Annotated in this window: 29 protein-coding genes and 1 tRNA gene; 18 read left to right on the top strand and 12 right to left on the bottom strand. The window is 70.2% G+C overall.

Annotation, left to right across the window (positions count from 1 at the left end; translation table 11 throughout):
* The first annotated feature begins 234 nt into the window (after positions 1–234).
* The 6 genes from FDZ84_RS13510 (at position 235) to FDZ84_RS13485 (ending at position 4319) form a co-directional block, all read left to right on the top strand.
* Positions 235–489 carry a hypothetical protein gene (locus tag FDZ84_RS13510; protein ID WP_029535541.1) on the top strand — a complete coding sequence of 85 codons (255 nt, stop codon included), beginning with the start codon at positions 235–237 and terminating at the stop codon, positions 487–489.
* A 93-nt stretch (positions 490–582) separates the two neighbouring features.
* A complete protein-coding gene (locus tag FDZ84_RS13505) occupies positions 583–1257 on the top strand; it encodes a Crp/Fnr family transcriptional regulator (RefSeq protein WP_168586181.1) in 675 nt (224 codons plus the stop codon).
* Between the two features lie 166 nt (positions 1258–1423).
* Positions 1424–1747 (top strand): hypothetical protein, encoded by a 324-nt coding sequence (locus FDZ84_RS37770; RefSeq protein WP_210435547.1) that lies wholly within the window; start codon positions 1424–1426, stop codon positions 1745–1747.
* A gap of 94 nt (positions 1748–1841) precedes the next feature.
* Positions 1842–2102 carry a hypothetical protein gene (locus FDZ84_RS37765; protein WP_210435546.1) on the top strand — a complete coding sequence of 87 codons (261 nt, stop codon included), beginning with the start codon at positions 1842–1844 and terminating at the stop codon, positions 2100–2102.
* 415 nt (positions 2103–2517) lie between these two features.
* Positions 2518–3753 (top strand): MFS transporter, encoded by a 1236-nt coding sequence (locus tag FDZ84_RS13490; protein WP_168586180.1) that lies wholly within the window; start codon positions 2518–2520, stop codon positions 3751–3753.
* A 191-nt stretch (positions 3754–3944) separates the two neighbouring features.
* Positions 3945–4319 carry a hypothetical protein gene (locus FDZ84_RS13485; protein WP_246868995.1) on the top strand — a complete coding sequence of 125 codons (375 nt, stop codon included), beginning with the start codon at positions 3945–3947 and terminating at the stop codon, positions 4317–4319.
* Here the strand turns inward: FDZ84_RS13485 and FDZ84_RS13480 are convergent.
* Together FDZ84_RS13480 and FDZ84_RS13475 are read right to left on the bottom strand one after the other, a co-directional pair.
* Positions 4286–5083 carry an MBL fold metallo-hydrolase gene (locus FDZ84_RS13480; RefSeq protein WP_168590033.1) on the bottom strand — a complete coding sequence of 266 codons (798 nt, stop codon included), beginning with the start codon at positions 5081–5083 and terminating at the stop codon, positions 4286–4288. The genes FDZ84_RS13485 and FDZ84_RS13480 overlap by 34 nt on opposite strands.
* Entirely contained in the window at positions 5083–5913 is an 831-nt protein-coding gene (locus FDZ84_RS13475) for an NUDIX domain-containing protein (protein WP_168586179.1), read from the bottom strand. The genes FDZ84_RS13480 and FDZ84_RS13475 overlap by 1 nt, the downstream gene beginning before the upstream one ends.
* Before the next feature lie 139 nt (positions 5914–6052).
* Here FDZ84_RS13475 and FDZ84_RS13470 point away from each other — a divergent pair, with 139 nt between their 5' ends.
* On the top strand, positions 6053–6940 hold the full coding sequence (locus FDZ84_RS13470) for a Gfo/Idh/MocA family protein (protein ID WP_168586178.1): 888 nt from the start codon (positions 6053–6055) through the stop codon (positions 6938–6940).
* Between the two features lie 361 nt (positions 6941–7301).
* On the opposite strand, the gene FDZ84_RS38830 is transcribed toward FDZ84_RS13470, so the two are convergent.
* The 5 genes from FDZ84_RS38830 to FDZ84_RS13450 form a co-directional block, all read right to left on the bottom strand.
* Positions 7302–7544 (bottom strand): hypothetical protein, encoded by a 243-nt coding sequence (locus FDZ84_RS38830; RefSeq protein WP_246868994.1) that lies wholly within the window; start codon positions 7542–7544, stop codon positions 7302–7304.
* 5 nt (positions 7545–7549) lie between these two features.
* A complete protein-coding gene (locus tag FDZ84_RS13465; protein WP_246868993.1) occupies positions 7550–8476 on the bottom strand; it encodes a hypothetical protein in 927 nt (308 codons plus the stop codon).
* A 28-nt stretch (positions 8477–8504) separates the two neighbouring features.
* The gene (locus FDZ84_RS13460) at positions 8505–9119 is read right to left on the bottom strand and encodes a hypothetical protein (RefSeq protein WP_246868992.1); all 615 of its coding nucleotides are present in this window, start codon (positions 9117–9119) and stop codon (positions 8505–8507) included.
* A gap of 344 nt (positions 9120–9463) precedes the next feature.
* Positions 9464–9922 carry a RidA family protein gene (locus FDZ84_RS13455; RefSeq protein WP_168586177.1) on the bottom strand — a complete coding sequence of 153 codons (459 nt, stop codon included), beginning with the start codon at positions 9920–9922 and terminating at the stop codon, positions 9464–9466.
* Between the two features lies 1 nt (position 9923).
* Positions 9924–10082: a DUF4177 domain-containing protein gene (locus tag FDZ84_RS13450; RefSeq protein WP_010307841.1), complete on the bottom strand. Its 159-nt coding sequence runs from the start codon at positions 10080–10082 to the stop codon at positions 9924–9926.
* A gap of 286 nt (positions 10083–10368) precedes the next feature.
* Between FDZ84_RS13450 and FDZ84_RS13445 the strand changes: the two genes are divergently transcribed.
* Together FDZ84_RS13445 and FDZ84_RS13440 are read left to right on the top strand one after the other, a co-directional pair.
* On the top strand, positions 10369–11370 hold the full coding sequence (locus FDZ84_RS13445; RefSeq protein WP_168586176.1) for an ArsA-related P-loop ATPase: 1002 nt from the start codon (positions 10369–10371) through the stop codon (positions 11368–11370).
* A complete protein-coding gene (locus tag FDZ84_RS13440; protein ID WP_168586175.1) occupies positions 11367–12506 on the top strand; it encodes an ArsA-related P-loop ATPase in 1140 nt (379 codons plus the stop codon). The genes FDZ84_RS13445 and FDZ84_RS13440 overlap by 4 nt, the downstream gene beginning before the upstream one ends.
* A 57-nt stretch (positions 12507–12563) precedes the next feature.
* Here the strand turns inward: FDZ84_RS13440 and FDZ84_RS13435 are convergent, their stop codons facing one another.
* Positions 12564–12863, bottom strand: coding sequence for a WhiB family transcriptional regulator (locus FDZ84_RS13435; RefSeq protein ID WP_010307833.1), 300 nt, complete (start codon positions 12861–12863; stop codon positions 12564–12566).
* Between the two features lie 266 nt (positions 12864–13129).
* Here FDZ84_RS13435 and FDZ84_RS13430 point away from each other — a divergent pair, with 266 nt between their 5' ends.
* From FDZ84_RS13430 to FDZ84_RS13420, 3 genes are all read left to right on the top strand, one after another.
* Positions 13130–15529 (top strand): transglycosylase domain-containing protein, encoded by a 2400-nt coding sequence (locus FDZ84_RS13430; RefSeq protein ID WP_246868991.1) that lies wholly within the window; start codon positions 13130–13132, stop codon positions 15527–15529.
* Positions 15530–15737: 208 nt separating this feature from the next.
* Positions 15738–16508, top strand: a complete 771-nt coding sequence (locus FDZ84_RS13425) for a siderophore-interacting protein (RefSeq protein ID WP_168586174.1) — start codon at positions 15738–15740, stop codon at positions 16506–16508.
* Between the two features lie 275 nt (positions 16509–16783).
* Entirely contained in the window at positions 16784–17053 is a 270-nt protein-coding gene (locus tag FDZ84_RS13420) for a hypothetical protein (RefSeq protein ID WP_168586173.1), read from the top strand.
* A gap of 143 nt (positions 17054–17196) precedes the next feature.
* Here FDZ84_RS13420 and FDZ84_RS13415 read toward each other — a convergent pair whose 3' ends face one another.
* Positions 17197–17667 (bottom strand): GatB/YqeY domain-containing protein, encoded by a 471-nt coding sequence (locus FDZ84_RS13415; RefSeq protein ID WP_168586172.1) that lies wholly within the window; start codon positions 17665–17667, stop codon positions 17197–17199.
* Between the two features lie 115 nt (positions 17668–17782).
* On the opposite strand from FDZ84_RS13415, the gene FDZ84_RS13410 reads away from it, so the two are divergent.
* The 4 genes from FDZ84_RS13410 (at position 17783) to FDZ84_RS13395 (ending at position 21041) form a co-directional block, all read left to right on the top strand.
* Positions 17783–18745: a metallophosphoesterase gene (locus FDZ84_RS13410; protein WP_168586171.1), complete on the top strand. Its 963-nt coding sequence runs from the start codon at positions 17783–17785 to the stop codon at positions 18743–18745.
* Positions 18746–18796: 51 nt separating this feature from the next.
* A tRNA-Pro gene (locus tag FDZ84_RS13405) sits at positions 18797–18870 on the top strand.
* Positions 18846–19112, top strand: coding sequence for a DUF1203 domain-containing protein (locus FDZ84_RS13400; RefSeq protein ID WP_168586170.1), 267 nt, complete (start codon positions 18846–18848; stop codon positions 19110–19112). The genes FDZ84_RS13405 and FDZ84_RS13400 overlap by 25 nt, the downstream gene beginning before the upstream one ends.
* 93 nt (positions 19113–19205) lie before the next feature.
* Complete coding sequence (locus tag FDZ84_RS13395) at positions 19206–21041, top strand: prolyl oligopeptidase family serine peptidase (protein ID WP_168586169.1); 1836 nt, start codon at positions 19206–19208, stop codon at positions 21039–21041.
* Positions 21042–21180: 139 nt separating this feature from the next.
* On the opposite strand, the gene FDZ84_RS13390 is transcribed toward FDZ84_RS13395, so the two are convergent.
* From FDZ84_RS13390 to FDZ84_RS13380, 3 genes are all read right to left on the bottom strand, one after another.
* Positions 21181–21669: a DUF1059 domain-containing protein gene (locus FDZ84_RS13390; RefSeq protein WP_168586168.1), complete on the bottom strand. Its 489-nt coding sequence runs from the start codon at positions 21667–21669 to the stop codon at positions 21181–21183.
* On the bottom strand, positions 21654–22343 hold the full coding sequence (locus tag FDZ84_RS13385; protein ID WP_168586167.1) for a class I SAM-dependent methyltransferase: 690 nt from the start codon (positions 22341–22343) through the stop codon (positions 21654–21656). Before FDZ84_RS13385 ends, FDZ84_RS13390 begins: the two co-directional genes overlap by 16 nt.
* A 154-nt stretch (positions 22344–22497) precedes the next feature.
* Positions 22498–23718 carry an ABC transporter ATP-binding protein gene (locus tag FDZ84_RS13380; protein ID WP_168586166.1) on the bottom strand — a complete coding sequence of 407 codons (1221 nt, stop codon included), beginning with the start codon at positions 23716–23718 and terminating at the stop codon, positions 22498–22500.
* A 34-nt stretch (positions 23719–23752) separates the two neighbouring features.
* On the opposite strand from FDZ84_RS13380, the gene FDZ84_RS13375 reads away from it, so the two are divergent.
* Together FDZ84_RS13375 and FDZ84_RS13370 are read left to right on the top strand one after the other, a co-directional pair.
* Entirely contained in the window at positions 23753–23962 is a 210-nt protein-coding gene (locus FDZ84_RS13375) for a hypothetical protein (RefSeq protein ID WP_246868990.1), read from the top strand.
* Between the two features lie 67 nt (positions 23963–24029).
* Entirely contained in the window at positions 24030–25103 is a 1074-nt protein-coding gene (locus FDZ84_RS13370) for an NADH:flavin oxidoreductase/NADH oxidase (protein WP_168586165.1), read from the top strand.
* Positions 25104–25295 lie beyond the last annotated feature (192 nt).

Below are 25295 nucleotides of genomic sequence, written 5' to 3'. Positions count from 1 at the left end.
ACGGATCCGATCGCCCCGGAAACCCGCCGCACCGGCGCGGCCCAGGGCCGCCGGAGTGTGTCCAACGCCGACTGCGTTGCGTATCCGGGTTAGGCTGCGCCCCGACACGGTCCGGGGACCCCCGCCGGACCATGAGAAGAGTTCGTCACGGAAGGTGGCCTTACAGTCACGCTCGCCGGGAACCCGACCCCGGTTGCACCCGCCCCGAAGGTATGAGCGAGGATTCAAGTCATGATGGCTGCCTGGTTCGTCATCGTCGTGCCGCTCGTGATCATGTTCTTCACCCTCTTCATGGAGCGCGTGGAGGCCCGCCTGCGGCACGTCGCGGTGCAGGAGAACGAGGTGGAGGAGTTGCTGGAGAACGCTCGCCCCGACGAGGTACGGGCGCTGTTCCGGCAAGGTATTGGACGCGCGCTGGAGTTGTTCCAGCTCCGCAGGGTGGGACGTGCAGGTAGGTTGCGTACTCGCCGTTCCCGCGACCAGTCTTAGAATTACTGGTAGTGATCGGCGGCACACCGCTAGATTCGCACTTGCGGGTCCGGCACCACAGACAGCCGCCGCGTCTCAACATGGAGGGACGAGGTGGACGAGACACTGGCCCGGGCCGGCATCTTCCAGGGCGTTGAGCCGGCCGCGGCAGAGGCACTGGCCCAGTCGCTGGAACCCGTGGAGTTCCCGCGAGGACACGTGATCTTCGCCGAGGGCGAGCCGGGCGACCGGCTCTACATCATTCAGTCCGGCAAGGTGAAGCTCGGACGCAAGTCGCCCGACGGTCGCGAGAACCTGCTGGCGATCATGGGCCCGTCGGACATGTTCGGCGAGCTGTCCATCTTCGACCCGGGGCCGCGCACCTCGACGGCGACCACGGTCACCGAGGTCCGCACACTGAGCATGGACCGGTCGGCCCTTCGGCAGTGGATCGCCACGCGCCCGGAGATCGCCGAGCAGCTGCTGCGCGTGGTCGCGCGCAGGCTGCGCCGGACCAACGGCATGCTGGCCGACCTGATCTTCACCGACGTGCCGGGCCGCGTTGCCAAGGCGTTGCTGCAGCTCGCGCAGCGCTTCGGCAGCCAGGAGGCGGGACTGCTGCGGGTCACCCACGACCTGACGCAGGAAGAGATCGCGCAGTACGTCGGCGCTTCGCGGGAGACCGTGAACAAGGCGCTGGCGGACTTCGCGCACCGCGGTTGGCTGCGACTCGAGGGCAAGAGCGTGCTCATCCTCGACCCCGAGCGGTTGGCCCGCCGCGCTCGCTGAGCACTGGTGCAGTAGCGACGCCGTGAACTGACGCGCGTCGGCCGACGGGTTCGGGACCCCTACCCGGACTTTTCAGCTGACGTGCGTCTTTTTCGTGCCCGAAAGTCAACCCGATGGCCGCCTGCGGCGTGTAGAACCTTGATCGGTCGATCGAGAGGCGGGCGGCATGCACTGGATTGGTTACGTCGGGGCGGGCATGTTGCTCTTGCTCGGCATCGGCATCGTCAGGGACCGGTGGGTCGCTCGCGCCCGGCGGCATCGCCGGCGCGTTGGAGCCGACTACGCCGCCGCGCGCCGACGGGCCGCCGCACGCCGGAAAGTTTCCAGGCGGAGCGACAGCGGATCCAGCGGCGTCGACACGAGCTGGGGCTGGGGCGAAGGCAGTTCGTTCGACGGACACCACGGCGGCGGACACCACGGCGGGTGGGATTCCGGCGGTGGGTGGGACTCGGGCGGTTCGGGCGATTCCGGCGGCGGCGGTGGCGACTGAGGCTCCTTCACGTTTCGTGCTCGACCTGGAACCCCCGGTGGCCGATGGGCGTCCTACGGACGACCGAGGAACGGAGACCTGAGGGGGCAAACCGATGGGCGGAATCTTCGCAATCGCGATCGTGGCGGCGTTCGCGATCTTGATCGCCGCGTCCGTGCGCTCCAAGGGTGGTCGCGGCCGCTGCTACACCGGCAGTTCCGGCGGGGCCTACTACACCAGCGACACCGGCAGCTACAGCGACACGCGCGATGGATTCGGCGGGAGCGACAGCGGGGGCGGCGGCTTCGGGGCCTGTTCCGACGGCGGCGGTGGCGGTTTCAGCGGGGGCGGCGACGGCGGTGGCGGCAGCTGCTGACGCCCGAACCGGCTCCAGCACATGTGTGAAGGGGCCGGACGCCGCCCCCGACGCGGCGCTCCGGCCCCTTCACATGTGCGTGGTTCGTCCCCCGACGACTAACCACGCTCCCCCGATCCTCCGATGCGTCGGCCCCGAATCCTTGGCACCAGAGGAAAGCCTTCTTGTCGAAGATGCTGGACGGCCGGTGCCGCCAGCAACCCCTCTCACCTTCCAGGACGCGGCTGTCCGCAGCTCGGTTGCAGAGTTCACCCGAATTGCGTAGCCACTCTTATTTAAGTGTGCCCTCTTCGGTCGGCGGCCGAACCGGGTAGAAGGTCCCTTTTTTCTCGTGTGAGGGGATTACCCGAATCCGTGAGAGAGATAACCCGAATCAAAGTTGGTACTGTCGTACCAAAATTGGAATACTGTTCACGTGTCCCAGTCCACGTCCCTAACCGACTACCGCACCGCCCTGACCGCTCCCGGCGCCCGCGGGCCCGTCATCGCCTCCCTGCTCGGCCGCCTGCCGATCGCGTTGGTCGGCCTCGCGCTGATGCTCTACGTACAGCAGGAGACCGGCTCGTTTGCGGCGGCGGGGCTGGTGTCCGCGGGTGCGCTGATCGGTGTCGCCTGCGGCTCGGTCGCGCAGGGCCGGGTGATGGACCGGGTGGGACCGACCGTGCCGCTGTACGTCATGTCCGGCGTGTTCGCGGCACTGGTGACCGTCGAGGTGGTGGCCATCGAGCTGCACGCCCCGATGGCGCTGATGACCGCGCTGGCGTTCCTGGTCGGGATCAGCGAGCCGATGGTGGGCCCGGCCTCGCGGGCGCTGTGGCGGCGGCTGCTGCCGCCCGGCCCGGCGCGAGACGCGGCCTACTCGTACGAGGCCATCAGCATGGAGGTCTTCTTCATCCTCGGCCCGGGCCTGGCCGGCCTGATGGTCGCGATGCCGTGGCCGGGGACCGGGGTCGTGGTCGGCGCCGCCTGCATGGTCATCGGCAGCGTCGGCTTCGCCTCCACCCGAGCCGCCCGCGGCCATCGGCCGGACCCTGCGGAGCGGGTCGGCAGCAGCCTCCTCGGGGCGATCGCGAGCCCGGGGATGCGGACCGTGGCGCTCGCCGCGCTGGGCTTTGGCATCCTGATCGGCTTCATCGAGGTCGGCGTGCCCGCGACGGCCGTGGAGGCGGGCCACCCCACGGCCGGCGGCCTGCTGCTCAGCCTGCTGTCGGTGAGCTCGGTGGTCGTCGGTGTCGCCTACGGGCTGCGCCCCTGGCCGCGACCGATGCACCTGCGGCTGCCCGCGCTGCTGTTCGGCTTCGCCGCGCTGCTCACCCTGCTCGCCGTGCCATCGACGCTGTGGGGCTTGTGCCTGGCGCTGCTGGTGGCGGGCAGCCTGATCACGCCGCAGTCCACCGCGCACTCGGTGGCGATCGAGATCGCGGCGCCGGCGGGCACCGCCACCGAGGCGTTCGGCTGGGTGGTCACCTCGGTGACGCTGGGCGCGGCCATCGGCCAGTCGATCAGCGGTCAACTGGTCGAGATCAGCGGCCCGGCGGCGTCGTTCCTGACCGCGAGCGCGGTCGGCGTCGTACTCGCGGCGGTCCTGTGGCTGCGTCGCCGCACCCTGGCCCCGCCGTCCCGCTCCGACCTCACCCTGGCTGGCATCTGACCTGGTCAGCGCCCGTGATTGCCCTTTGGCGGCCCGAGCGGCTGCCGGGAACGCGCGTGGTACGGGGCGAACGGACTGTTCACCTGATAGGCGACCCAAACGGGCCGTTCGCTCCACACCAAGTCACCACGTCCACAACAGGCGTACCGCGCCTGAAAGTGCTCACGGGTGATCAGCTGCGGAAACGACCGGTGTCGGCGCCCGAGCTCGCCGGGGCGGTGCGCCGCGTGGCGCCGTTCGCCGGGGCTCAGGGCACGGTGTTGTTGGAGGTCGGCGACGCCGAGGTCCGGGTGCGCGCGGCCGATCAGCAGTTCGGCGAGGCCGAAGAGGCGGTCAAGGCCACCACCAGCGGTGATCGCTTCACCACCACCTACCAGCCCCGCTACCTCGCCGATGCGCTGCAGGCGTTCGGCGCGCAGGCAGTCCGCATCGGCCTGCGCTCCGAGACGCCGCTCGACGATGATCACCGGCGCGGAACCGGACCCGTCCGGCGCCGAGCTGCACTACGTCCTGATGCCGAAGCGGTCGTGAGTCAGTCCCGGAGTTCGCCCTGTTCTCGCAGGTAGGCGAGTTGGGCTTGGACGGTCAGTTCCGCCGCGGGCCAGACCGAGCGGTCCACGTCCGCGTAGACGACCTCCACGACCTGGTGCGGCGTGGCCGCCGGTCCGAGGTCGCGGACGGCCGAGCGGACCTGGTCGAGGCGCTGTTCGCGGTGCTGCAGGTAGGCCGTCGCGATCGCTTGGGCGTCGGGGAGCTCCGGCCCGTGGCCGGGGAGCACCCGCAGGCCGGGCGGCAGCGCGGCCAGCAGGCGCAGCGACTTGAGGTAGGAGCCCAGGTGGCCGTCGGGGTGGGCCACGACCGCCGTTCCGCGGCCGAGGATGCTGTCGCCGGTGAACACGGCGGGTTCGTCGTGGTCGGCGATGAAGCACACCGAGTCGGCGGTGTGGCCCGCCGTGGCGACCGCACGCAGGTCCACGCCGCCAGCCTTGATGATCTCGCCGTCCCGGATCGCTTCCGCTGCCCTGCACAGCGCCGGGTCCAGCGCGCGCACCGGAGCGCCGGTGAGCTCGACGAACTGCTCGACTCCGTCGGTGTGGTCGCCGTGGTGGTGGGTGAGCAGCACCAGCGAGACCGAGCCCTGGTCGGCGACGCGGCGAAGGTGCTCGGCGTCGGCCGGGCCGGGGTCGATGACCACGCAGTCGCCCGCGTCCCGCTCGCGCACCACCCACGTGTTGGTGCCTTCCAGCGTCATCGGCGACGGGTTGTCCGCCAGCAAGACCGATGCGTACGTCGTGACCTGGCGAAATGCCCCGTAGGCGGGGTGCTGCATCACTTCGCCTCCTGGAATCCGGGTTCGCCGGGCAGGACCGCATGCCACCGGTCGTTGCGCCGCACCAGCTTCGGCAGGATCTTGTCCAGGGTGCGTTCGGCCGCGAACGCCGTCGGCAGGGTGCCGCACTCGGCTAGCTCGCTGAGCGTGACACGGGTCGGTGGGAGCAGGTGGCAGCGGCCCTGCTCGAAGTCCTCCAACACCTGCTTCGGCGTGGCCCAGTACGCCTCGGCCGCCTCCGTGGTGACCGCGTCGGCGCGCTGCCCTTCGGGCATCGCGGCGAGGAAGAACCGGGTGTCGTAGCGCCGCGGCTCGCGTTCCGGGGTCACCCAGTTCGCCCAGGGGCGTAGTAGGTCGGCGCGCACGACCAGGCCCTCGTCGGCGAGGAACTTCGCCAATGAAACCTCGCGGGAGACCAGCGCGGCACGCACATCGGCGTAGCGGCTCGTGTCGCCGACGACCGTCGTGTGATCCGGCCCGGCCAGCAACACCCCGGATTCCTCGAACGTCTCGCGCACGGCCGCACACACGAGCGCGCGGGCCACGTCCGGTGAGCAGCCGAACCGCTCGGCCCACCAGTCCGCATCCGGCCCGCTCCAGGCCACCGAGGCGTCAGCGTCGCGCTGGTCGACGCCGCCCCCGGGGAAGACCGTCATGCCGCCGGCGAACGGCATGCCCTTCACTCGGCGCTGCAGGAACACCTCTGGACCCGTCGCGCCGTCGCGGAGCAACATCACGGTCGCCGCGTCCTTGGGCGCAGCCGGCTGCTCTGGCGGCGTTCCGGGGACGAATCCCGTTGGCAGGGACCGATCTTCGGGCAGTTGCACCATGCAGGTCACCCTATGCCGGAAAACCCTTGGAATGGGATTCCAGAATCAATTTCGCACGGAGAGCGCAGCGTCCGACACGCCCGCCGCGCCAGGGCCCCCAATGGCCGCAACAGCGATGGTTCAACGGCACCATTGCGGCATGGACGAAGCACTGCGGGTCGGCGTAGTCGGAGCCGGTCCCTGGGCCCACCGAGTGCACGGCCCGGGTTTGTACGAACATCCAGGAACGCGGTTGGCGGCCGTGTGGGCGCGACGGCCGGACGTGGCCAAGACCTTCGCCGAACCGTACGACGCGGCGGTCGTCGACGGTTTCGACGAACTGCTGGAGTCAGTAGACGCGGTGGCATTCGCGGTGCCACCTGCGGTGCAGGCCGAGTTCGCGCCGCAAGCTGCCCGCGCGGGCAAGCACCTGGTGCTCGAAAAGCCGTTGGCCGCCGATCCGGCCGGTGCCCGCCGGATCGTCGAAGCGGTGGACGACGCCGGGGTGGCCGCGCTGATGATGCTCACGCGCCGGTTCGCGCCGGAGGTGCGGGAGTGGCTGGCGGGCTTGCGGGAGCGCGACGGCTGGCAGGGCGGCACCGGTCGGTGGCTGGCAGGAGGGCTGCTGGCGGGTGATTACGCCATGTCGGAGTGGCGCCAGGAGCAGTACGGCCCGTTGATCGACGCGGGCCCGCATGCGATCGACCTGCTCGACGCGGCCCTCGGCGAGATCGAGCAGGTGCACTACGCGCACCGCAGCAGCGACGGCCTCTGGCAGATCGTGTTCGGCCACGCCGGCGACCTGACCAGCACGCTGACGCTGTCGCTGCGCATGCCGGTGCAGCCGTCGCTGGTCGACTTCGCGGTGTACGGCGAGCACGGCCAAGCACCGCTGCTGGGTCGGCGGACGGCGGCCCGCGAGTGCTACGCGCGGATGCTCGACGACCTCCTCGCGATGGTCCGCGAGGAGCGCACGGAGCACTCGTGCGACGTGCGCCGGGGCCTCCACCTGCAGCAGGTCCTCGCGGACGTCCAACAGGCGGCCTAGAGAGGCACTGCTTTGCTGGTCAGCTGCCGCGAGTGTGTTTGGGCATAGAGCCTGTTCGGGAACTGCGTTCCGCGGACTGGTGCATCCCCGTTGGCTGGTGTGGAGCGAACGGCCTGTTTGCCTCGATAGGTGAAGTGAGTCCGTTCGCTCCATCCCACCGCACCGGCCTTGCGCTGCCGTGGCTGCGGCGAGCGGACCGTTCGCCGCACGCGCTGCGGGGTGGACAGATGGCTTCGCCGCTTCGAAGACACACACCGCCTTACTGCGACCACGTCCCACCGCATCCAAAGCGCGCTCTATGGCGACTCAGCGTGCTCATGAGTTTTTACCAGCTTTGAAACAGCGCTCCTCGGAAACCTGGTCAGGAGCGCTGTTGCTGGGGGGCGTAGGCCTGGTTGTTGGCCGGCGCCGCGCCGATCGGCGGGAAGCCGCCGGTGCCACCCGGCATGGTCGACGTCCAGGCCTCCTCGCCGTTGTTCGACCCGTTGGGCCGCCGCGTCTCGGACCGGTCCTGCTCCCGCTGCGCGAGCTCCTCGTGCAGCTTGCGCAACAAGTTGCGCTCGCGGTCGGTCAGCTTCGCGTCGACCGCCGGCGGTACCCGCATCGCGTTCACCTCGGCGGAGGCTGCCGCCGCAGCGGCGGGCAGTACCGCCACCGCCTGCGCGTGCTCCGGCTGCGCCGGCTGCGGGATCGAGCGCTCCGGCTCCGCCGCTCGCTCCGGCTCCGCCCGTGCTGCCGCCGCAGCGGCTCCGCCGCGCGCTTCTCCTCTGCGGGGCGCTCCGCCGGACGCTGCGCGTCCTCCCGCGTGACCGGGCGCTCCACCGGACGCTGCGCTTCCTCCGTCCGGTGGCGCTCCCGCGTGACCGGGCGCTCCACCGGACGCTGCGCTTCCTCCGTCCGGTGGCGCTCCGCCGGCCGGGAGGCAGGTGCGTCGAGGCGCACCCGGTGTGCCGCCGCAAGGGCTTCGCGGTGGTATTCGGGCAGTTCGGCGCCGCTGTCGAAGACGTCGACCGAGCAGTTGATGCCGACCCGCCGCAGGGCCTCGATCAGCTGGTAGGCGACCGCCGTGGTCGAGCCTTCCGGGCTCACCTCGGCGAGCAGGATGCGCCGGGGCACCGCTCCGTAGGTGGCGCCGGCCGGGGTGGTCCGCGAGGCGCACCACATTCCGCGGACGCCCTGGAGCCGCCCGGTGACCGACTCCAGCGCCGCTATCAGGTCTCCGTCGTCCTCGGCCGGTTCGCCGAACCGGTGCTCGTCGGACGGCAACGAGTCCACCACGTGCACCCGGTCCGCCAGGGTGTGCGTGGAGCGGGTTTCGTCCAGCACCCGGCGCAGGTGGTACTGCTCGGACGAGGTCACTGGGATGTGGCCGGCCAGCAGGCAGCCGGTGAGGAACTCGGCCGCGGCGTCCGGCTGGCCGATGCCGAGCAGTTCGCGCGCGCTGTTGATCCCGTCGTCGTCCACCCGTCCAGTCATGGCCAGCAAGAGGTTGTGCAGCCGGTCCACCGGCCCGGCCCCCTCAGCCACGTCCACCACGCACGCCTCCTTCACGGATGCCGCCCGCTCAACCGCGGCGGCCGGCAAGTTCTTCGGCTCCCGCGCACACCAGCACCGATTCCGCGAGGGCGGCATGGTGGTACGCGGTGGGTTCCAGCTCGGGCGGGAGCACCTCGACGCAGGGGGCGGGTTCGCCGAGCGCTCGCAGGATGCGCTGGATCTCCCCGGTGAGGCCGACGACGTCGGCGGACGCCTTAACCAGCACTACCAGCTTTGTCGCGCCGCCCTCGTCGCGCCGCCAGCTGCTGCGTACCTCGCGGACCCCGGGCCGGCCGCGCAGCGTGGCGCCGAGCACCAGCACCGCGGAGTCGCCGACGCTGCTCGCGGGGCGTTCGGGACTGAACGCGTGCTGCGGGACGGCGTCGGGTTCCGCGGGGAGGACGGCGTTGACCATCGCGAGGTCGGCGCCCAGCGGCGCCAGCGCGTCGGCCAGCAGTTGGTGTTCGGCGTCGTCGAGTGCGATCCGCTCGCGGACGAGCGTGCCCGGCAGCATCTTCGCGACCACGTCGGCGGCGTCCCCGGCCAGCCAGTCGCGGAAGCGCCACAGGCGCCGGTCCGGCAGCCGCCCGGCGAGCCGAAGAAGTAATTCGTGGCACCGCAGATCGGTTTCGCGCACCGCCACGCCGGCCCCTCCCACCCTCGTACACCATCGATGTGGGTGTCGCTCGCCGCCCCCGGCCGCTAGCTACACCCGTCCAGGTGAACTTTGGTCGCGAGAACCGGATCAATCAAGCCTTTGAACCGTCTTTCCGCAACACACTGGAATCGATACCCCTATTCGGGCTATGCCAGATCTGACCAACCTAAAGCAGGGGGTGATCGCAGCGTACTGGTCGTGGGCGGTGCTTCGTTGGCCGAGCCACCGAAAACACCGTCCGGGATATCCGCCAACAACCCGTTGTGACGTATTCGAAACGCGGCGTTACCCGGAACCGGGCAACGCCGCGCAAATTACGTCACGGGTGCTTATTCGACCTCGACGATCAGTTCCACCTCGACCGGGACGCCGAGCGGCAGCTCGGCCACGCCCACCGCCGAGCGGGCGTGCTGGCCCGCCTCGCCGAAGATCTCGCCGAGCAGCTCCGACGCGCCGTTGACCACCCCGGGCTGACCGGTGAAGCCCTCCGCCGAGGCCACGAAGCCGACGACCTTGACGATCCGCACCACCGAGTCCAGGCCGACCAGCCCGTCCACCGCGGCGAGCGCATTGAGCGCACAGATCGCGGCATGCTGCTTGGCCTCCTCCGGGGTGATCTCCGCGCCGACCTTGCCGATCCCGGCGGGCTTGCCGGCGACCATCGGCACCTGGCCGGACGTGTACACCAGCGAACCGGTGCGCACGGCGGGCACGTACGCCGCTACCGGAGGCACGACCTCCGGTAGCGGGATGCCGAGCTCCGCGAGGCGTTCTGTCCACCGACCCATGTCAGGCCTCCTTCGGGCGCTTCAGGTAGGCCACCAGCTGCTCGCCGGTCGGACCCGGCAGGACGGAGACCAGCTCCCAGCCGTCCTCGCCCCACTGGTCGAGGATTTGTTTGGTCGCGTGGATCAACAGCGGCACCGTCGCGTACTCCCACTTCTGCATGCGTGCAGCTTAGGAGACCCGCCGCCCGCCCTCCGCGTCGCCGCGCTCACGCTGTCGTCTTGACGGGCAAGCCCAACCCGCCCCAGTCCTGAATGCCTTCGCGGTACTTGCGGACGCCCGTGTAGCCGAGCCGCTCCAACTTCGACGCGACGGCCTGGCTGTTGCCCCCAGGCGGCGGTCCGCGACCTCGCGGAGAGCGCCCTGCGCTGATCGGCGCCGATCCCGACGCGTGGCGGGAGTTCACGGTCGGCAGACATTCGGGGAACTCGGCACTTACGCTGATCGTGTGACCGACTGGGACGGGGAACTGGATCAGGCGCGACTGCACGTCGTCAGCGGCAAAGGCGGCACCGGCAAGACGACCGTCGCAGCCGCGCTCGCCCTCGCCCTGGCCACCGGCGGACGCAAGGTGCTGCTGATCGAGGTGGAGGGTAGGCAGGGCATCGCCCAGCTCTTCGACACCGCCCCGCTGCCCTACGCCGAGGAGTGGATCGCCGCGGCGCCCGGCGGCGGCGAACTCCGCGCGCTGGCCATCGATGCCGAGGCGGCGCTGCTTGAGTACCTGTCGATGTTCTACAACCTCGGCTTCGCCGGTCGCACGCTGCGCAAGATGGGCGCGATCGAGTTCGCCACGACCCTCGCGCCGGGCCTGCGCGACGTGCTGTTCACCGGGAAGATCAAGGAGTGCGTCGGCCGCACCGACGGGCGCGGCCGCTACGTCTACGACGCGGTGGTCGTCGACGCGCCGCCGACCGGCCGCGTGGTCAAGTTCCTCGACGTCACACGCGCGATGGCCGACCTCGCCAAGGTCGGGCCAATCCGGGACCACAGCGACGCCGTGGTGCGCCTGCTGCACTCCAGCGACACCGTCGTGCACCTGGTGACGCTGCTCGAGGAACTGCCGGTACGGGAAACCCTGGAGGCGGTCGCCGAACTCGACGCCGCCGACCTGCGGCCGGGTGGCGTGGTATGCAACCGGGTCCGGCCCAACCGGCTGCCGCCCCGCTCGGTCGCCGCGGCCGCAGCGGGCCGGGTGGACGCGGAGCGGGTGCGCACCGGGATGGCCGCCGCCGGGCTCCACGTCGACGACGAGACCCTGGACGGGCTGGTGCACGAGACGATCGAGCACGCCATCCGGGCCGAGACCGAGGACGACGCCCGCGCGCAGCTCGCCGAGCTCGACCTGCCGACCGTCTCGCTGCCCGACCTCACCGCCGGGATCGACGTCGCCGAGCTCTACGAACTCGCCGAGATACTCACCGAGCACGGCTTCCGGAGCCCACGATGAGCGAACCGCTGCGACCGGCGCAGGTCGACGTCGACGCGTTGCTGGACGACCCGAACACGCACATCGTCGTCTGCTGCGGCTCCGGCGGCGTCGGCAAGACGACCACCGCGGCCGCCCTCGCGCTGCGCGCCGCCGAACGCGGCCGCAAGACCGTGGTGCTCACCATCGACCCGGCCAAGCGGCTGGCCCAGGCGCTCGGCCTGCGGGAACTGAGCAATCAGCCCAAGCAGGTGTCGATCGAGGGCTTCGAACCGGCCGGCGACCTCAACGCGATGATGCTGGACGTGCGCCGCACCTTCGACGACATGGTGCTCGCGCATGCTGGCCGCGAACGCGCCGAGCAGATCCTGAACAACCACTTCTATCAAACGATCTCCACGTCGTTCTCCGGCACGCAGGAATACATGGCGATGGAGAAGCTCGGCCAGCTGTCCGCCGCCGGCACCTGGGACCTGATCGTGGTGGACACCCCGCCGAGCCGGTCGGCGCTGGACTTCCTGGACGCGCCGCAGCGGCTGTCCACCGTGCTGGACGGGCGACTGATCAAGATGCTGTCCAGCCCGGCCCGGGTCGGCGGGAAGGGCCTGCGCAAGATCGTCGGCGCCGGTTTCGGGATGTTCGCGAAGGCGGTGTCCACCATCATCGGCGGCCAGCTGCTGGCCGACGCCGCCGCGTTCGTGCAGGCATTCGACTCGACCTTCGGCGGGTTCCGGGTGCGCGCCGCACAGACCTACCGGCTGCTGCGCTCCCAGGGCACCGCGTTCCTGGTGGTCGCCGCGCCGGAGCCGGATGCGCTGCGAGAGGCCACCTACTTCGTGGAACGGCTGGCCGGGGAGCGGATGCCGCTGGTCGGCCTGGTGGCCAACCGGACCCACCCGGTGGTCGCCGGGCTCGCCGGCACCCGGGCGGCCACCGCCGCCGAGGAGATGGAGGCGACCGGATCCGCGCCGCTGGCTGCGGCCGTGCTGCGGGTGCACGCCGACCGCGTCGCGGTGGCCGAGCGCGAGAAGCGGCTGCTCGCCCGGTTCACCCGGGCGCACCCGGACGTGTCGCTGGTCGGTGTCCCGGCGCTGCCGTCGGACGTGCACGACCTGGCCGGGCTCCGGGAGATCGGCCGCCGACTGGCCGGTGAATAGCAGAAGTCGGTTCGGGCAATCCGCGGTTGCGAATTGCCCGGACCGACCTCTAACGGACTAGCTCACTTGGTACTCGGTGAAATCGGCATAATCCTGCCGGGCAGCTTCCAGCAATTCCCGCCAGTTGCGGACGTCGGGCCGGCGCCTCAACAACGCACGCCGCTCCCGCTCCGTCATTCCGCCCCAAACACCGAATTCGATCTTGTTGTCGAGCGCCTCGCTGAGACACTCGGTGCGGACCGGGCAGCCGAAGCAGACCATTCGCGCCTTGCGCTGCTCAGCTCCCCGGACGAACAATTGGTCCGGATTCTGGTCACGGCATGCGGCGTTAACACGCCAGTCCCCCTGCTCGAACATAGAGTTCCCCCAGCTCCTCACTGGATCGTCGGCGACCGTATTTCGTCCGGAGCCCCCCGGCACCGGATGTTGTGCCCTGAACTGTTTTGACCACAACAGTGCTGTCGCTGGACGTAGACGGACTGTAGAGCCCGCTGGTTCCATAACCAAACAAGGGTTGTCGCTCCGTTATCTTTCGAACTCATCACATCGGGCGGATCTTGCCCGTGACACTCCGTCACGAAGCCGCCCCGACTTACTCTGGCGGAGTGCGTGCCCGAGACGGCTTGTTGAAGCTATTCGGTCTGTGTGTGCTGGCTGGCGTCCTGGTGGCCGGTTTGCTGTTCCCGATAGCGGGGTCACTCGGAGTGGTCTCCAACCGCGCCAGCGACGCCGTCAACAGCATCTCCACCGACTTGATGACCAAGGAACCGCCACTTGTGACGACCGTCACAAATCGGGACGGTCGGCCGATCGCGTACCTCTTCGACCAGAACCGGACCCCGGCCCAGCCGGACCAGATCGCCGACACCATGAAGGCGGCGATCGTGGCGATCGAGGACCGGCGGTTCTTCGACCACCACGGCGTGGACTGGGCGGGCACCGTGCGCGCCGCCGTGACCAACCAGATGTCCGGCGAGATCGCGCAGGGCGGCTCGACGCTGACCCAGCAGTACGTGAAGAACTACCTGGTGCACGTCGTCGCCGCCGACGACCCGGTGAAGCAGGCGAAGGCCATCGAGCAGACCCCGGCGCGCAAGCTGCGCGAGATCCGGATCGCGCTGCAGCTGGAGAAGCAGCTCAGCAAGGAGGACGTGCTCGCCCGCTACCTCAACGTGGTGCCCTACGGGAACCAGGCCTACGGGATCGCCGCCGCCTCCCGCACCTACTTCGACACCACGCCCGACCAGCTCACGATCGCGCAGGCCGCGCTGCTGGCCGGAATGGTCAACAGCCCGAGCGCGCTCAACCCGGAGAACAACTCCAGCGAGGCGCTCAACCGCCGCAACCTGGTGATCAAGGCGATGGAGGACCAGCACCGGATCACCCCGGAGGCCGCCGAGGAGGCCCGCAACTCGCCGCTGGGACTCGCGCAACCGCTGCGCGGCATCCCCAACGGCTGCGTCGGCGCCGGACCGTCGGACGGGTTCTTCTGCAAGTACGTCATCGACTACCTGGAGCGCGCCGGGTTTACCGAGGAGCAGCTCAAACGCGGCGGCTACACCATCCGCACCACCCTGGACACGCGCGCCACCGACGCGGCGAAGGCAGCCGCCGAGCGCGGCGTGCCGAAGACGGCCAAGGGCATCGCCAACGTGATGAGCGTGGTGGAGCCCGGCCAGGACAAGCACCGGGTGCGCGCGCTGGTCGCCAACCGCGACTTCGGGCTCGACGCCTCCAAGGGGCAAACCGCGTACGCGCTGCCCAGCGGCGTGGTCAAGTTCGGCGCAGGGTCGGTCTACAAGGTGTTCACCTCGGCGGCCGCGCTGGAGAAGGGGATGGGCATCTACAACACCATCCAGGCGCCAGGCTCCTACACGTCCTCGGTGTACAAGAACGGCATGGCGCCCTACACCGTGGGCAACGCCGAAGGCGTGGCGCCCGGCCCGCGTACCCTGCAGATGGCCCTGGCGACCTCGCCGAACACCGGTTTCGTGGCGTTGCAGGAACGCGTCGGGCTCGCGCAGACGGTGGACATGGCGGCGCGGCTCGGGATGCGCGAAACGCTGCTCGCCCACACCGCGGGCGGCGACCCGCTGGCGCCGAACGGGGCCAACGGGCTTTCCCAGGCCGAGCAGGTCAAGCAGCGCAACATCGGCGCGTTCACGCTGGGCTACGCGCCGACCAGCCCGCTGGAGCTCAGCAACGTCGCCGCCACGATCATGAGCGGCGGCGTGTGGTGCCCGCCGACGCCGGTCGAGCAGATCCTGGACCGCAACGGCAACCCGGTGTCGATCACCGAGGACCCGTGCGAGCAGGCCGTGGACACGGGCCTGGCGAACGCGCTGGCCGTCGGGATGAGCCACGACGACCTGCCCGGCGGGACCGCCGCCGCAGCGGCCGCAGCGGCCGGCTGGAACCGGCCGCTGGCCGCGAAGACCGGCACCACCGAGGCCCACCAGTCGGCCGGTTTCCTGGGCGCCACCCCGCAGTTCGCGGGCGCGGTGCTGACCTTCAGCGACGGCACCTCGCCGCAGGGCATCTGCGACTCCGACCCGCCCAGGTTGTGCGGGGTCAACGGCGGCAACATCTACGGCGGCAAGGTGCCGGCACGGACCTTCTTCGACGCGATGAAGGTCATCCACGAGGGTCTGCCGGTGCTGCCGCTGCCGCCGACCACCAAGCGGTACGAGGACGGCGGCGACGAATTTCAGGTGCCCAACGTCGTCGGCACGGACGCGAAGCGGGCCACCGACACGCTGGAGAAGGCGGGCTACACGGTCCAGCAGCGCTCGGTGAGCAGCACACGCAAGCAGGGCACGGTGACCAGCCAGACGCCGCGCGGCTTCGCGCTGCCCGGCGAGGTCGTGACGATCTCGGTCAGCACCGGATACGTGCCGCCGCCGTCGCCGGAAAAGCCTCCACCCGGCCCGCCGCAGCAGGGCCAACCGCCGCAGCAGCCGGGCGGCCGGCCACCGCAGCAGCCGGAACAACCCGTGCTGCCGCCGGGCATCTTCCCGCCGTGACCGACCGTTCCCGCCGTGACCGACCGCAAGTTCCATTGAAATCGGACCTTCGATTTCAATGGAACTTGCGGATCTCCGGCGTGTCGGATCCCGACACGCCGGGGGCTGTGGGGAACTTCCGCAAGTTCCATTGAAATTGCGGTCGTGGGACCGTCGCGCGATGGGTCGAGTCGGCGGTTCTTAGACTCGGGGCGTGACGAACACGCAGGTGAGCACAAGGCGCGCGCGATCCCGCTACCGTTTGCTGGAGGTGCGGGCGACCAAGCGAGTCACGCCCCGGATGGTGCGCGTCACGCTCGGCGGCTCGGAGCTCTCGGACTTCGTCAGCAACGGCAGCGACCAGCGGATCAAGCTGTGCCTGCCGCAGCCCGGCCAGCCGATGCCGCTGGGCCGGACCCGCGCCGAAGTGTTCGCGCTGCCACGCGAGCAGCAGCCGCGGCAGCGCACCTACACGGTCCGCTGGTTCGACCCGCAGCGGCAGGAGCTGGCGATCGACTTCGTCGTGCACGACCACGACGGCCCGGGAAGCACCTGGGCGGCGCAGGCCGCGCCCGGCGAGCAGATCGTCACCGTCGGTCCCAGCCCGGCGTACCAGCCGCAGCCGGACGCCGACCCGCTGGTGTTGGTCGGGGACGAGACGGCGCTGCCGGCCATTACGGCGATCCTGGCGGAGCTGCCCGCGGCGGCCCGCGTGCAGGTGTTCGCCGAGGTCGCCGACGCCGCGGAGGAGCAGGCGCTCCCCTCCGACGCAGAGGTGGCCTGGCACTGGCTGCACCGCGACGGCGTCCCGGCGGGCGAAAGCGCGCTGCTCGTGGACGCGCTGCGGTCGGCCGAGCTCGGCCCGAACCCGCACCTGTGGATCGGCGCGGAGGCCGATGTGGTCCATCAGCTCCGCGAGCACTGCCAGCAGGAATTAGGCCTGGAACGGCGTCGCCTCTACGCCCTCGCCTACTGGCGCCGCAACGCCGCAGGCGAATAGAAGCCGTTTCCAGGCTCATTTGGCGGTGCGGGATCCCCGGTTTGTGCAAGACCAATACGCGGCTTCGTGGACTGGCCTCGCCAAGAGCCCGACGGGGTGGACACGGTCTGAGATCCGGCGGCGTGCCAGCTGCGAGGTGGGCCAAGCGCCTCCGGCGCTTCAAACGGAGAACGAAAGCTAATCGGAGATCTCGCTCGCCCGCGGCGCCGCCGGCACGGTCCTGCGCCTGTGGTGACGGGCCGCCGACCGGCCGCGAAACCTTGGAGAGCCAGGTCTTGCGCGCCGACCCGCGCGGCCTACTGCCGTGGGTCCTGGAGAACCCGGCCGTCGCGGTGATCGCCTACGCCCAGCACGGGCGGCTCGACCTCGCCGAGGAACTCCCGCACGCCCTGACCGCGATGCTCGCCGCGCCCCTCGCGAAGACGTCACCGCACCTGGAGGACTTCCCGATCTGCGGTGCGCTCCTGCTGGCACTGGCCTGGCGGACGTCGACCGGGCCGACCGCGCCGTCGATGCGCGGGCGGCCGAGTCGGCGGGGCGCCTGAGCGCCTTGGCGGAGCGCTTCCGCTTCCTCCGGGGCCACCAGTCCACCATGTCCACCATGTCCACCGCCCGCGTTCGCTGCGGGCTGGTATGGCGCCCCGAAAAACCCACGACCCCGTGACCAGCGAGAACAAGACCTCGGGTGTCAGTCGGCGAGTTCGGCCTTGACCAGGGCTGCGACCTTGCCGCCTTCGGCGCGGCCCGCCACCTTTGCGTTGGCCGCCTTCATGACCTGGCCCATCTGCTTCATGCCCGGCCGCTCGCCGATTTCGCCCTCGACCTCCGCGACGGCGTCCCTGACGAGCTGCGCCAACTCGTCGTCGCCCAGCGGCTTCGGCAGGTAACGCCGCAGGATCTCCGCCTCGTCGAGCTCGGCGTCGGCCTGCTCCGCGCGCCCGGCCCCGCGGAACGCCTCCGCGGCCTCGTCCCGCTTCTTGGCCTCCTTGTTCAGCACGCGCTGCACCTCTTCGTCGGTGAGCTCGCGTGCCTGCTTGCCGGCGACCTCCTCCTTGCTGACGGCGGCCAGCGCCATCCGCAGGACCCCGGTGACGGTGGTGTCGCGTTGCTTCATCGCGGCGGAAAGGTCCGCGCGCAGCTTGTCCTTGAGCTCGGCCATGCGGCGATTATCCCGCTGCCGGCGCGCCGGCCGGCCACGACCTCGATCTCCGGGTCGGCACCGTCGGTAACGGGCCGTCAGTCGCCGGAGGCGGTGTCGTCGTAGGGTTGGTGGGGTGAACAAGTTCGGGCGGATTTTGCTCAGCACGGGCGCTCTCGGCGCCGCCGCGGTCGCCTACTCGGCCGCGATCGAACGTCGCCACTGGACGCTGCGGCAGGCGACGCTGCCGGTGCTCGCCGAGGACGCGGCACCGCTTCGCGTGCTGCACATCTCCGACCTGCACATGACCCCGAACCAGCGGTCCAAGCAGCGGTGGGTGGCCGCCCTCGCCGAGCTGGACCCGGATCTGGTGGTCAACACCGGCGACAACCTGGCGCACCCGCATGCGGTGCCCGCGGCGCTGCGTGCGATGGGACCGCTGCTGGACCGGCCGGGCATCTTCGTCTTCGGCAGCAACGACTACTACGGGCCGACCGCGAAGAACCCGGCCCGCTACCTGCTGCCGTCGCGGAAGGCCAAGCGCATCCACGGGGAATCGCTGCCGTGGCGCGACCTGCGGGCGGCGATGACCGAGCGCGGTTGGCTGGACGCGACGCACCGGCGGCACGAGATCGAGGTCGCCGGGATGCGGATTCACCTGGCCGGGCTCGACGACCCGCACCTGGACCTGGACCGCTACGACCTGATCGGCGGGCCCGCGCCCGCCGACGTCCAGCTGCGCCTGGGCGTGACGCACTCCCCCGAGCCGCGGGTGCTCGACTCGTTCGCCGAGGACGGCTACGACCTGGTGCTGGCCGGTCACACCCACGGCGGGCAGCTGCGGCTGCCCGGCTACGGGGCGCTGGTGACCAACTGCGAGCTGGACCGGTCGCGGGCGCGCGGCGCGTCCACCTGGGGCGAGCGCATGCACCTGCACGTGTCGGCCGGGCTGGGCACCTCGCCGTACGCGCCGGTGCGTTTCGCCTGCCCGCCGGAGGCCACCCTGCTGACCTTGCTCCCGAGGTCCGAAAAACCGACATCTACCAGCGAAAACACCCATAAGAGGACCCCGTTCGGGGCAGGTGAGAGCGTCCGCTAAACTATGATCCAGCGGTTGGACGAGCACCCGATATGTTCACCGCTGGAAGATCGGGGTGTGGCGCAGCTTGGGAGCGCGCTTCGTTCGGGTCGAAGAGGTCGTGGGTTCAAATCCCGCCACCCCGACGCAGAAAGTGGCCTTGGCCGGAGTATTCGGCCAAGGCCACTTTCGTTTCTCCAGGCTGGTTCTGCTCTACGGCAACACCAAGCTGTCCGAGCGCACGGCCGGCGATCTCCTGATGGCCCCGGAGGTCGCGGTGGTGCATGTGCGGGCCGTGGAGGTCGGCTGCTTCCCTGTTCGAGATGCGTCGCTGACGCCGACCTGGGGGGTGCGCAATTTCGCGAGAAATTGGCGTTCACCCGGGTGACGGTCAATTTCTCGCGAAATCGCGTCGCTTCAGTCGAACGGGTGATGGTGCACCTGCTCCGCAGGTGGCTGCGTCATCGGGCAGTATCGAGGCGTGAGCACCTACCCCGAAGCGCAGATCCCCAAGAAGCTGTTCGAAGACCCGGATCGCGAGGCCCGCTGGCGGGCCCGGTTCAGTGCGCCCCGCGTGTCGCTGCCGGACTGGGCGCGGGACGCGGCGCAACGCAGCCTGTACGTGTCGAACGTCAGCGGTACCTGGGAGATCTACGCATGGGACCGCGACTCCGACGAGCATCGCCAGATCACCGACCGTCCACAGGGGACGTTCCACGGCACGTTGTCCGCGGACGGCGAACAGGTCTGGTGGTTCGACGACACCGACGGCGACGAGTTCGGCAGCTGGGTGGTCGAGCCGTTCGTCTCCGGTGAGACCCGGCCGGGTCTGCCGGACACCCACCCCGGGTACCCGGCGGGCCTGGAGCTCGGGTCGTCGGTGATCGGCGTGGGGATGTCCACCGACGACGGCGTGACGGTGTGGGTGACGCGCGACGGCGGCCGTCCGGAGGTGCTCTACCAGCACGAGCAGGACGGCGGGTTGTCCGCCATGTCCTGGGACGAGTCGATGGTGGTGATCTCGCACTCCGAGCACGGCGACAGCCGCCACCCCGCGCTGCGGGTGCTGCGCGTCGACGGCTCCGAGGTCGCCGAGAAGTGGGACGGCCCCGGCAAGGGCCTGGACGCGCTGGCGTTCGCGCCGGTCACCGGCGACCCCCGGCTGCTGGTGCTGCACGAGCGGCGCGGCAAGGAGGAGCTGCTGATCTGGGACGTCGCTGCGGACACCGAGAGCGAGATCAAGCTCGACCTGCCCGGTGAGGTCTCCGCCGACTGGTACCCGGACGGCAAGGCGCTGCTGATCGCGCACACCCACCACGCGCGGACCACGATGCACCGCTACGAACTCGCGGAAGAGACCCTCACCGAACTGGCGACCCCGCCGGGCACGGCGGCGGGCGCGTCGGTGCGCCCGGACCACTCGGTGGAGTACGTGTGGTCGTCGGCGGCGACGCCTTCGCTGGTGCGGACGGTTTCGCGCGACGGTGAGGACCGGGTGCTGCTGACGCCGCCCGGCGACCGCGCGCCGGGTTCGGAGGCCGTCAACGACGTGTTCGTCGAGGTCCCGTACGGGCCGAACGAGACGGTGCACGCGCTGGTGGCGCGCCCGGCTGACGCCGGGGAAGGGCCGTTGCCGACGGTGTTCAACCTGCACGGCGGGCCGCACGCGGCCGATGAGGACCGGTTCTCCGCCTACCGGGCGGCTTGGCTGGACGCCGGGTTCGCCGTGGTGGAGATCAACTATCGGGGTTCGACCGGGTACGGCTCGGCGTGGCGGGACGCCATCGAGGGCCGGCCGGGCCTGACGGAGTTGGCCGACGTCGCGCGGGTGCACGACTGGGCGATCGAGGCGGGGCTGACCACGCCGGCGTTGAGCGTCGTCGCGGGTGCGTCGTGGGGCGGCTACCTGACGCTGCTGGCGTTGGGGACGCAGCCGGAGCGCTGGGCCGGCGGCGTCGCCGGCGTGCCGGTGGCCGACTACGTCTCGGCGTACGCCGACGAGATGGAGCCGCTGCGGGCCTACGACCGGGCGCTTTTCGGCGGCTCGCCGGAAGACGTGCCAGAGGTCTACCGGAAGGCTTCGCCGATCACCTACGTGGACGAGGTGCGGGCGCCGGTGCTGGTGCTGGCCGGGGACAACGACCCGCGCTGCCCGATCCAGCAGATCCTGAACTACCTGGACCGGTTGGGGCCGCGGGAGATCCCGTTCGAGTTCTACCGCTACGACGCGGGCCACGGCTCGCTGGTGGTGGCGGAAACTCTCCGCCAGGTCGCGGCGGAGATCCACTTCGCCCGCCGCGCCGTCGGCATCGGCTGATCCTCGATAAGACTCCGCAATGCGGAACCCAAGCTCCAGGTAGCACAATTTCAATTGAAATCGGAGGTCCGATTTCCATTGAAATTGCACAAAATGAACTTGGGTTCCGCACTGCGGAATTTGGGTCTGCTTGTCCGGGTCACAGAGTTTCGGCCCGGACCACGTCGAGGTTGTGGAAGGTCGGTTCCTCGTCGCATAGGGCGCGCATCTTGCGGGAGATCTCGTCGGTCTCCGGGAGCCGAGAATTTCGCATCGCCTCGTCGTAGGACGGGAACTCGACGAACTCGTAGTAGCTCCCCGGGTACTCGTGGTCCCGGGCCAGCACCGCTCGCTTCGCGGTGCGCTTGCCTCCAGTGGCTTCCTCCCAGTCGTCCATCAGCTTGTTCAGCTCGGCCTCCTTGCCGGTCTTGAACTCGATGAGCTGCACGAAGCTCACGCCGTCGGCGGCCTGCTCGTCAACCAGCAGCTCGCGGATCTGGTCCCGCAGTCCGGGGGTGTCCTCGTGCTGGTGCACCGACACCGCGTGCTCGGTGGCGGCGCGCAGGACCTCTTCTTCCTCGCCGATGATGGTGAGCGAGCAGTTGACCTCGCTCGGGTACTTGCGGCAGTCCGCTATCTTCCTGGCCACAACGGGTCTCCTGTCCTGCGAATCGGGTTGCGCAACCACCCCAGTTCGCGCTCGTACTGGGGGTCGGGGTGGGTGGCGACGCCCTGCACCAGCGGCGCGCGCACGTGCGCGGACGGCCAGTACCAATCGGCGCGGCGCACCACCAGGCCGGCGCGTTGCAGTTGCACCAGCACCTCGACGTTGAGACGGCAGCGGCGGCAGCCGTGCAGCATCTCCTGGGCCCGGTCCTGCGCCTCGCCGACGACGCCGGGCGCCCGGGTGTGCTCGAGGAACAGCAGTTGGCCGATCGGCCGCAGCACCCGGCCGATCTCGGTCAGCGCCGATTCCGGTTTTCCCGTGCTGCACAGCGAGAACCGGCAGACCACCACGTCGAAGGCGCGGTCCGGGAACGGCAGGCTCGCCGGGTCTCCGTCGATGAATTCGGTGGGCAAGTCGGGACGTTCGCCGCGCAGGTCGGGTTTCGCGTCGAGCATCGCGAGGTAGGAGACGTGGTGGTAGGCCAGCAGGTCTTCGAGACGGAACGCCCCGATGTCCAGCACCCGCCCGGCGGCCCGCTTCCGGGCCAGCACCCGGAACCGCTCCAGCATCTCGATCGGCGGCGACACCCCGGCGCGCTTGTAGTGACACGTCACGGTGGTGGCTGAGCGGACGGCGTGGACATCGTCCGACGGCATGCCAGCAGCATGGGCACGGCGCGGCGGCTGACGCCAGGGGCTTCCGACCCCGGCGACCGGTCCGATCCGGTAGCGATCCCGGCTGGCGGATGCTCGAAGTCGCAGGAATCGAGGTCGTTTCGCGCAATATCGAAGAGGGGGGTGGCGATGGGCGTCAACCGACGGGGATCCCTCGTCTCGATCGCGCTCCGCGGTTTCGCGTTGGGCAGCGGCATGGTCGTCGGCACCAACGGGGTCTGATCCACAAGCCCGAGGTGCTGTTCCTGGATGAGCCGTCCACTCCGCACCCACCCCGACCACTGGCGGGACCGGCTCGCCCCCGGGCATCGCCCGGGTAGCGGAATCCGACGCGCTCGAAACGAATTCCCCTGTTCCGGCCGGCGGGCAGCTGCCGACTGCCGTCGTCGGGCACGGCCGGGTGCTGGTCCAGCATCTCGACCAACCGCTCCGAGGCCGCCCGCACGGCGGTCACGGTCATGGTGATCTGCCCGAGGTTCTGCAGCGGCGGGTAGAGGTAGCCGAGGTAGGCGGAGAAGGCCAGGAGCCCGCCGATGGTGATGCGGTTCGCCGAGATCTCCCAGATGCCGACGCCGATCACCAGCAGGATGCAGATCGTTTCGACCACCGTGACCAGCGGCGCGTACAGGGCGGACAGCCGCGCCTCGGCGAGCTTCGCGCGGAACCAGCGGACGGACTGGGCGTGCAGCTTCGTGGCCTGCCGCTCCTGCTGGTTGTACGCCTGCACCAGCTCGATGTTGGACAGCCCTTCCTCGACCACGGTGCTGATCGCCCCGTTGGCGGCCCGCTCCTCGGTGGAAACGGACCGGATCTTCTTCGAAAAATTCCTGGCAACGATCCAGAAAACCGGCGCGAGCGCGAAGGAGAGCAGCGCCAGGTCCCAGCGCAAGTACAAAGCGGCGCCCGCGTACAGAACGACGCCTACGACAGCGGCGACCGTTTCGAGCAATCCCGAAGCGACCAGCCTTTCGACCGCTTCGACATCTCCGGAAAAACGGGCTATCAGGTCTCCCGTTTTGCGTCTTGCGAAGAAGTGCGGCGGCATTTTCTGAACGTGCTCGTAAACGTGCGAGCGGAGTCGCAGCAAGAACTTCTCCGCTATTTTGGCGGACAGGATTTCGCCGCCCCACGACGCGGCGGCACCCACCACCGCGATGCCCAGCCAGGCCGCGGCGGGCGCCCAGAAGGCGGCGAGTTCGCCGGTGGCCAGCGCATCGTCGGTGAGCACCATGAACATCCAGACGCCCGCGGTGTCCATCAGCGCGGACACCACGAGCAGGGCCCCGGCCAGCGACAACGCCAACCGATCCCGGCGCAGGAACGGCCAGAACCGGCGGAATAGCGCGCGCACTCCCACTACGACCTCCCAACGGCAACCGAGAGGGCCGGCGATGAGGGGCACGCCCGCGGCGGCGCGTGGGACGGCTTCGGAGACGAGCGTCCGCGAATGGCTGCCCCGGCTCCGGCAGGGCCTCGGCGGTTCGGATGCCGAGGCGACGCTGGCGCTCGCGGCGCTGCGCGGCCTGCTGCTCGACCTGCTCGCCACCGGCGACACCGCCCGTGTCGCGGCCGCCTTCGAGGAGCTGCTGGGCAAGCTCTGAGGCGCGCCGGGAGCCCGCATTGTGAGATGGACGGCGCGTCGGAATACCTCGTTCCGCCGCAGCGTCAATGCCGCTCGTGAGCCATCTTTTCGAACCGATCAAGCTGCGCGACGTCGTCATCCGGAACCGCGTGTGGGTCTCGCCGATGTGCCAGTACTCGGCCACCGACGGCGTGCCCGACGACTGGCACCTGGTGCACCTCGGCCAGTTCGCCACCGGCGGCGCCGGGCTGATCATCAGCGAGGCGACCGCGGTGGTCCCGGAAGGCCGGATCAGCCCGCAGGACACCGGGCTGTGGAACGACGAGCAGGTCGCGGCGTGGCGGCGCATCAACGACTTCCTGCACGCGCAGGGCGCGGCGACCGGGGTGCAGCTCGCGCACGCCGGCCGCAAGGCGTCGACGACCCCGCCGTGGGAGGGCGGCCAGTCGGTCTCGCCGTCCGAGGGAGGTTGGCAGACGGTCAGTTCGACCGGCAACGCCTTCGGCACCCAGGCCGCGCCGCGCGCGCTGACCGAAGGCGAGATCGCCGAGCTGCCCGAACAGTTCGCGGCGGCGGCGCGCCGGGCGGAAGCGGCGGGCTTCGACGTCGTCGAGCTGCACTTCGCACACGGCTACCTGGCGCATCAGTTCTACTCCCCGCTGGTCAACGACCGGACCGACTGCTACGGCGGCGACTTCGACAACCGGGTGCGAGCCCTGCTGGAGATCAGCGAAGCCGTGCGCTCGGCCTGGCCAGCCGACAAGCCGCTGATCGTCCGCCTCTCGGCGACCGACTGGGCCGACGGCGGCTGGACCGGAGACGACTCGGTGAAGCTGTCGGCGCTGCTGGCGGAGCGCGGGGTGGACCTCATCGACGTCTCGACGGGCGGCGCGGTGCCCAAGGCCGACATTCCGATCGGCGCTGGCTACCAGGTGCGCTTCGCCCGCCAGATCCGCGCGGAGGCGGACGTCCCGACGGCGGCGGTCGGCCTGATCACCTCGCCGGAGCAGGCGGAGGAGATCGTCGCATCCGGCTCGGCGGACGCGGTGCTGCTCGGCCGCGAACTCCTCCGGGACCCGCACTGGCCGCTGCGAGCGGCAGACCGCCTGCACGCGGACAACATCTGGCCCAAGCAATACGAACGAGCCCGCCGCGTCTGACCCGTTGCGGGCGCCGGGAAGGCCAACGCACCAAGCCGATCCGGGTGAATTTTTCGAGCTGAGGGGCACCCTCGGGCGGCACAATTGGTCGTGCCGCTGCCGCAGCAGCGGCACGGGCGCCCGTCGGCCCGCGGGAACGCGTCGAGCTGCTCGAGGGCGAGTTCACGGCCCAACCGGCCTCGGAGGCGGACT

The sequence above is a fragment of the Saccharopolyspora sp. ASAGF58 genome (assembly GCF_012277335.1).
GTDB classification, from domain to species: Bacteria; Actinomycetota; Actinomycetes; order Mycobacteriales; family Pseudonocardiaceae; genus Saccharopolyspora; species Saccharopolyspora hattusasensis.
Note: the sequence above shows the minus strand (reverse complement) of the source record. Positions and strands in the feature narration are given on the sequence as shown.

Bases quoted from the DNA above. Each gene is read 5' to 3' on its own strand.
- FDZ84_RS13510 (WP_029535541.1), top strand. From the start codon at position 235: ATGGCTGCCTGGTTCGTCATCGTCGTGCCGCTCGTGATCATGTTCTTC.
- FDZ84_RS37770 (WP_210435547.1), top strand. From the start codon at position 1,424: ATGCACTGGATTGGTTACGTCGGGGCGGGCATGTTGCTCTTGCTCGGC.
- FDZ84_RS37765 (WP_210435546.1), top strand. From the start codon at position 1,842: ATGGGCGGAATCTTCGCAATCGCGATCGTGGCGGCGTTCGCGATCTTG.
- FDZ84_RS13480 (WP_168590033.1), bottom strand. From the start codon at position 5,083: ATGCAGCACCCCGCCTACGGGGCATTTCGCCAGGTCACGACGTACGCA.
- FDZ84_RS13475 (WP_168586179.1), bottom strand. From the start codon at position 5,913: ATGGTGCAACTGCCCGAAGATCGGTCCCTGCCAACGGGATTCGTCCCC.
- FDZ84_RS13470 (WP_168586178.1), top strand. From the start codon at position 6,053: ATGGACGAAGCACTGCGGGTCGGCGTAGTCGGAGCCGGTCCCTGGGCC.
- FDZ84_RS38830 (WP_246868994.1), bottom strand. From the start codon at position 7,544: ATGCGGGTACCGCCGGCGGTCGACGCGAAGCTGACCGACCGCGAGCGC.
- FDZ84_RS13455 (WP_168586177.1), bottom strand. From the start codon at position 9,922: ATGGGTCGGTGGACAGAACGCCTCGCGGAGCTCGGCATCCCGCTACCG.
- FDZ84_RS13450 (WP_010307841.1), bottom strand. From the start codon at position 10,082: ATGCAGAAGTGGGAGTACGCGACGGTGCCGCTGTTGATCCACGCGACC.
- FDZ84_RS13440 (WP_168586175.1), top strand. From the start codon at position 11,367: ATGAGCGAACCGCTGCGACCGGCGCAGGTCGACGTCGACGCGTTGCTG.
- FDZ84_RS13435 (WP_010307833.1), bottom strand. From the start codon at position 12,863: ATGTTCGAGCAGGGGGACTGGCGTGTTAACGCCGCATGCCGTGACCAG.
- FDZ84_RS13415 (WP_168586172.1), bottom strand. From the start codon at position 17,667: ATGGCCGAGCTCAAGGACAAGCTGCGCGCGGACCTTTCCGCCGCGATG.
- FDZ84_RS13385 (WP_168586167.1), bottom strand. From the start codon at position 22,343: ATGCCGTCGGACGATGTCCACGCCGTCCGCTCAGCCACCACCGTGACG.
- FDZ84_RS13375 (WP_246868990.1), top strand. From the start codon at position 23,753: ATGAGGGGCACGCCCGCGGCGGCGCGTGGGACGGCTTCGGAGACGAGC.
- FDZ84_RS13370 (WP_168586165.1), top strand. From the start codon at position 24,030: ATGCCGCTCGTGAGCCATCTTTTCGAACCGATCAAGCTGCGCGACGTC.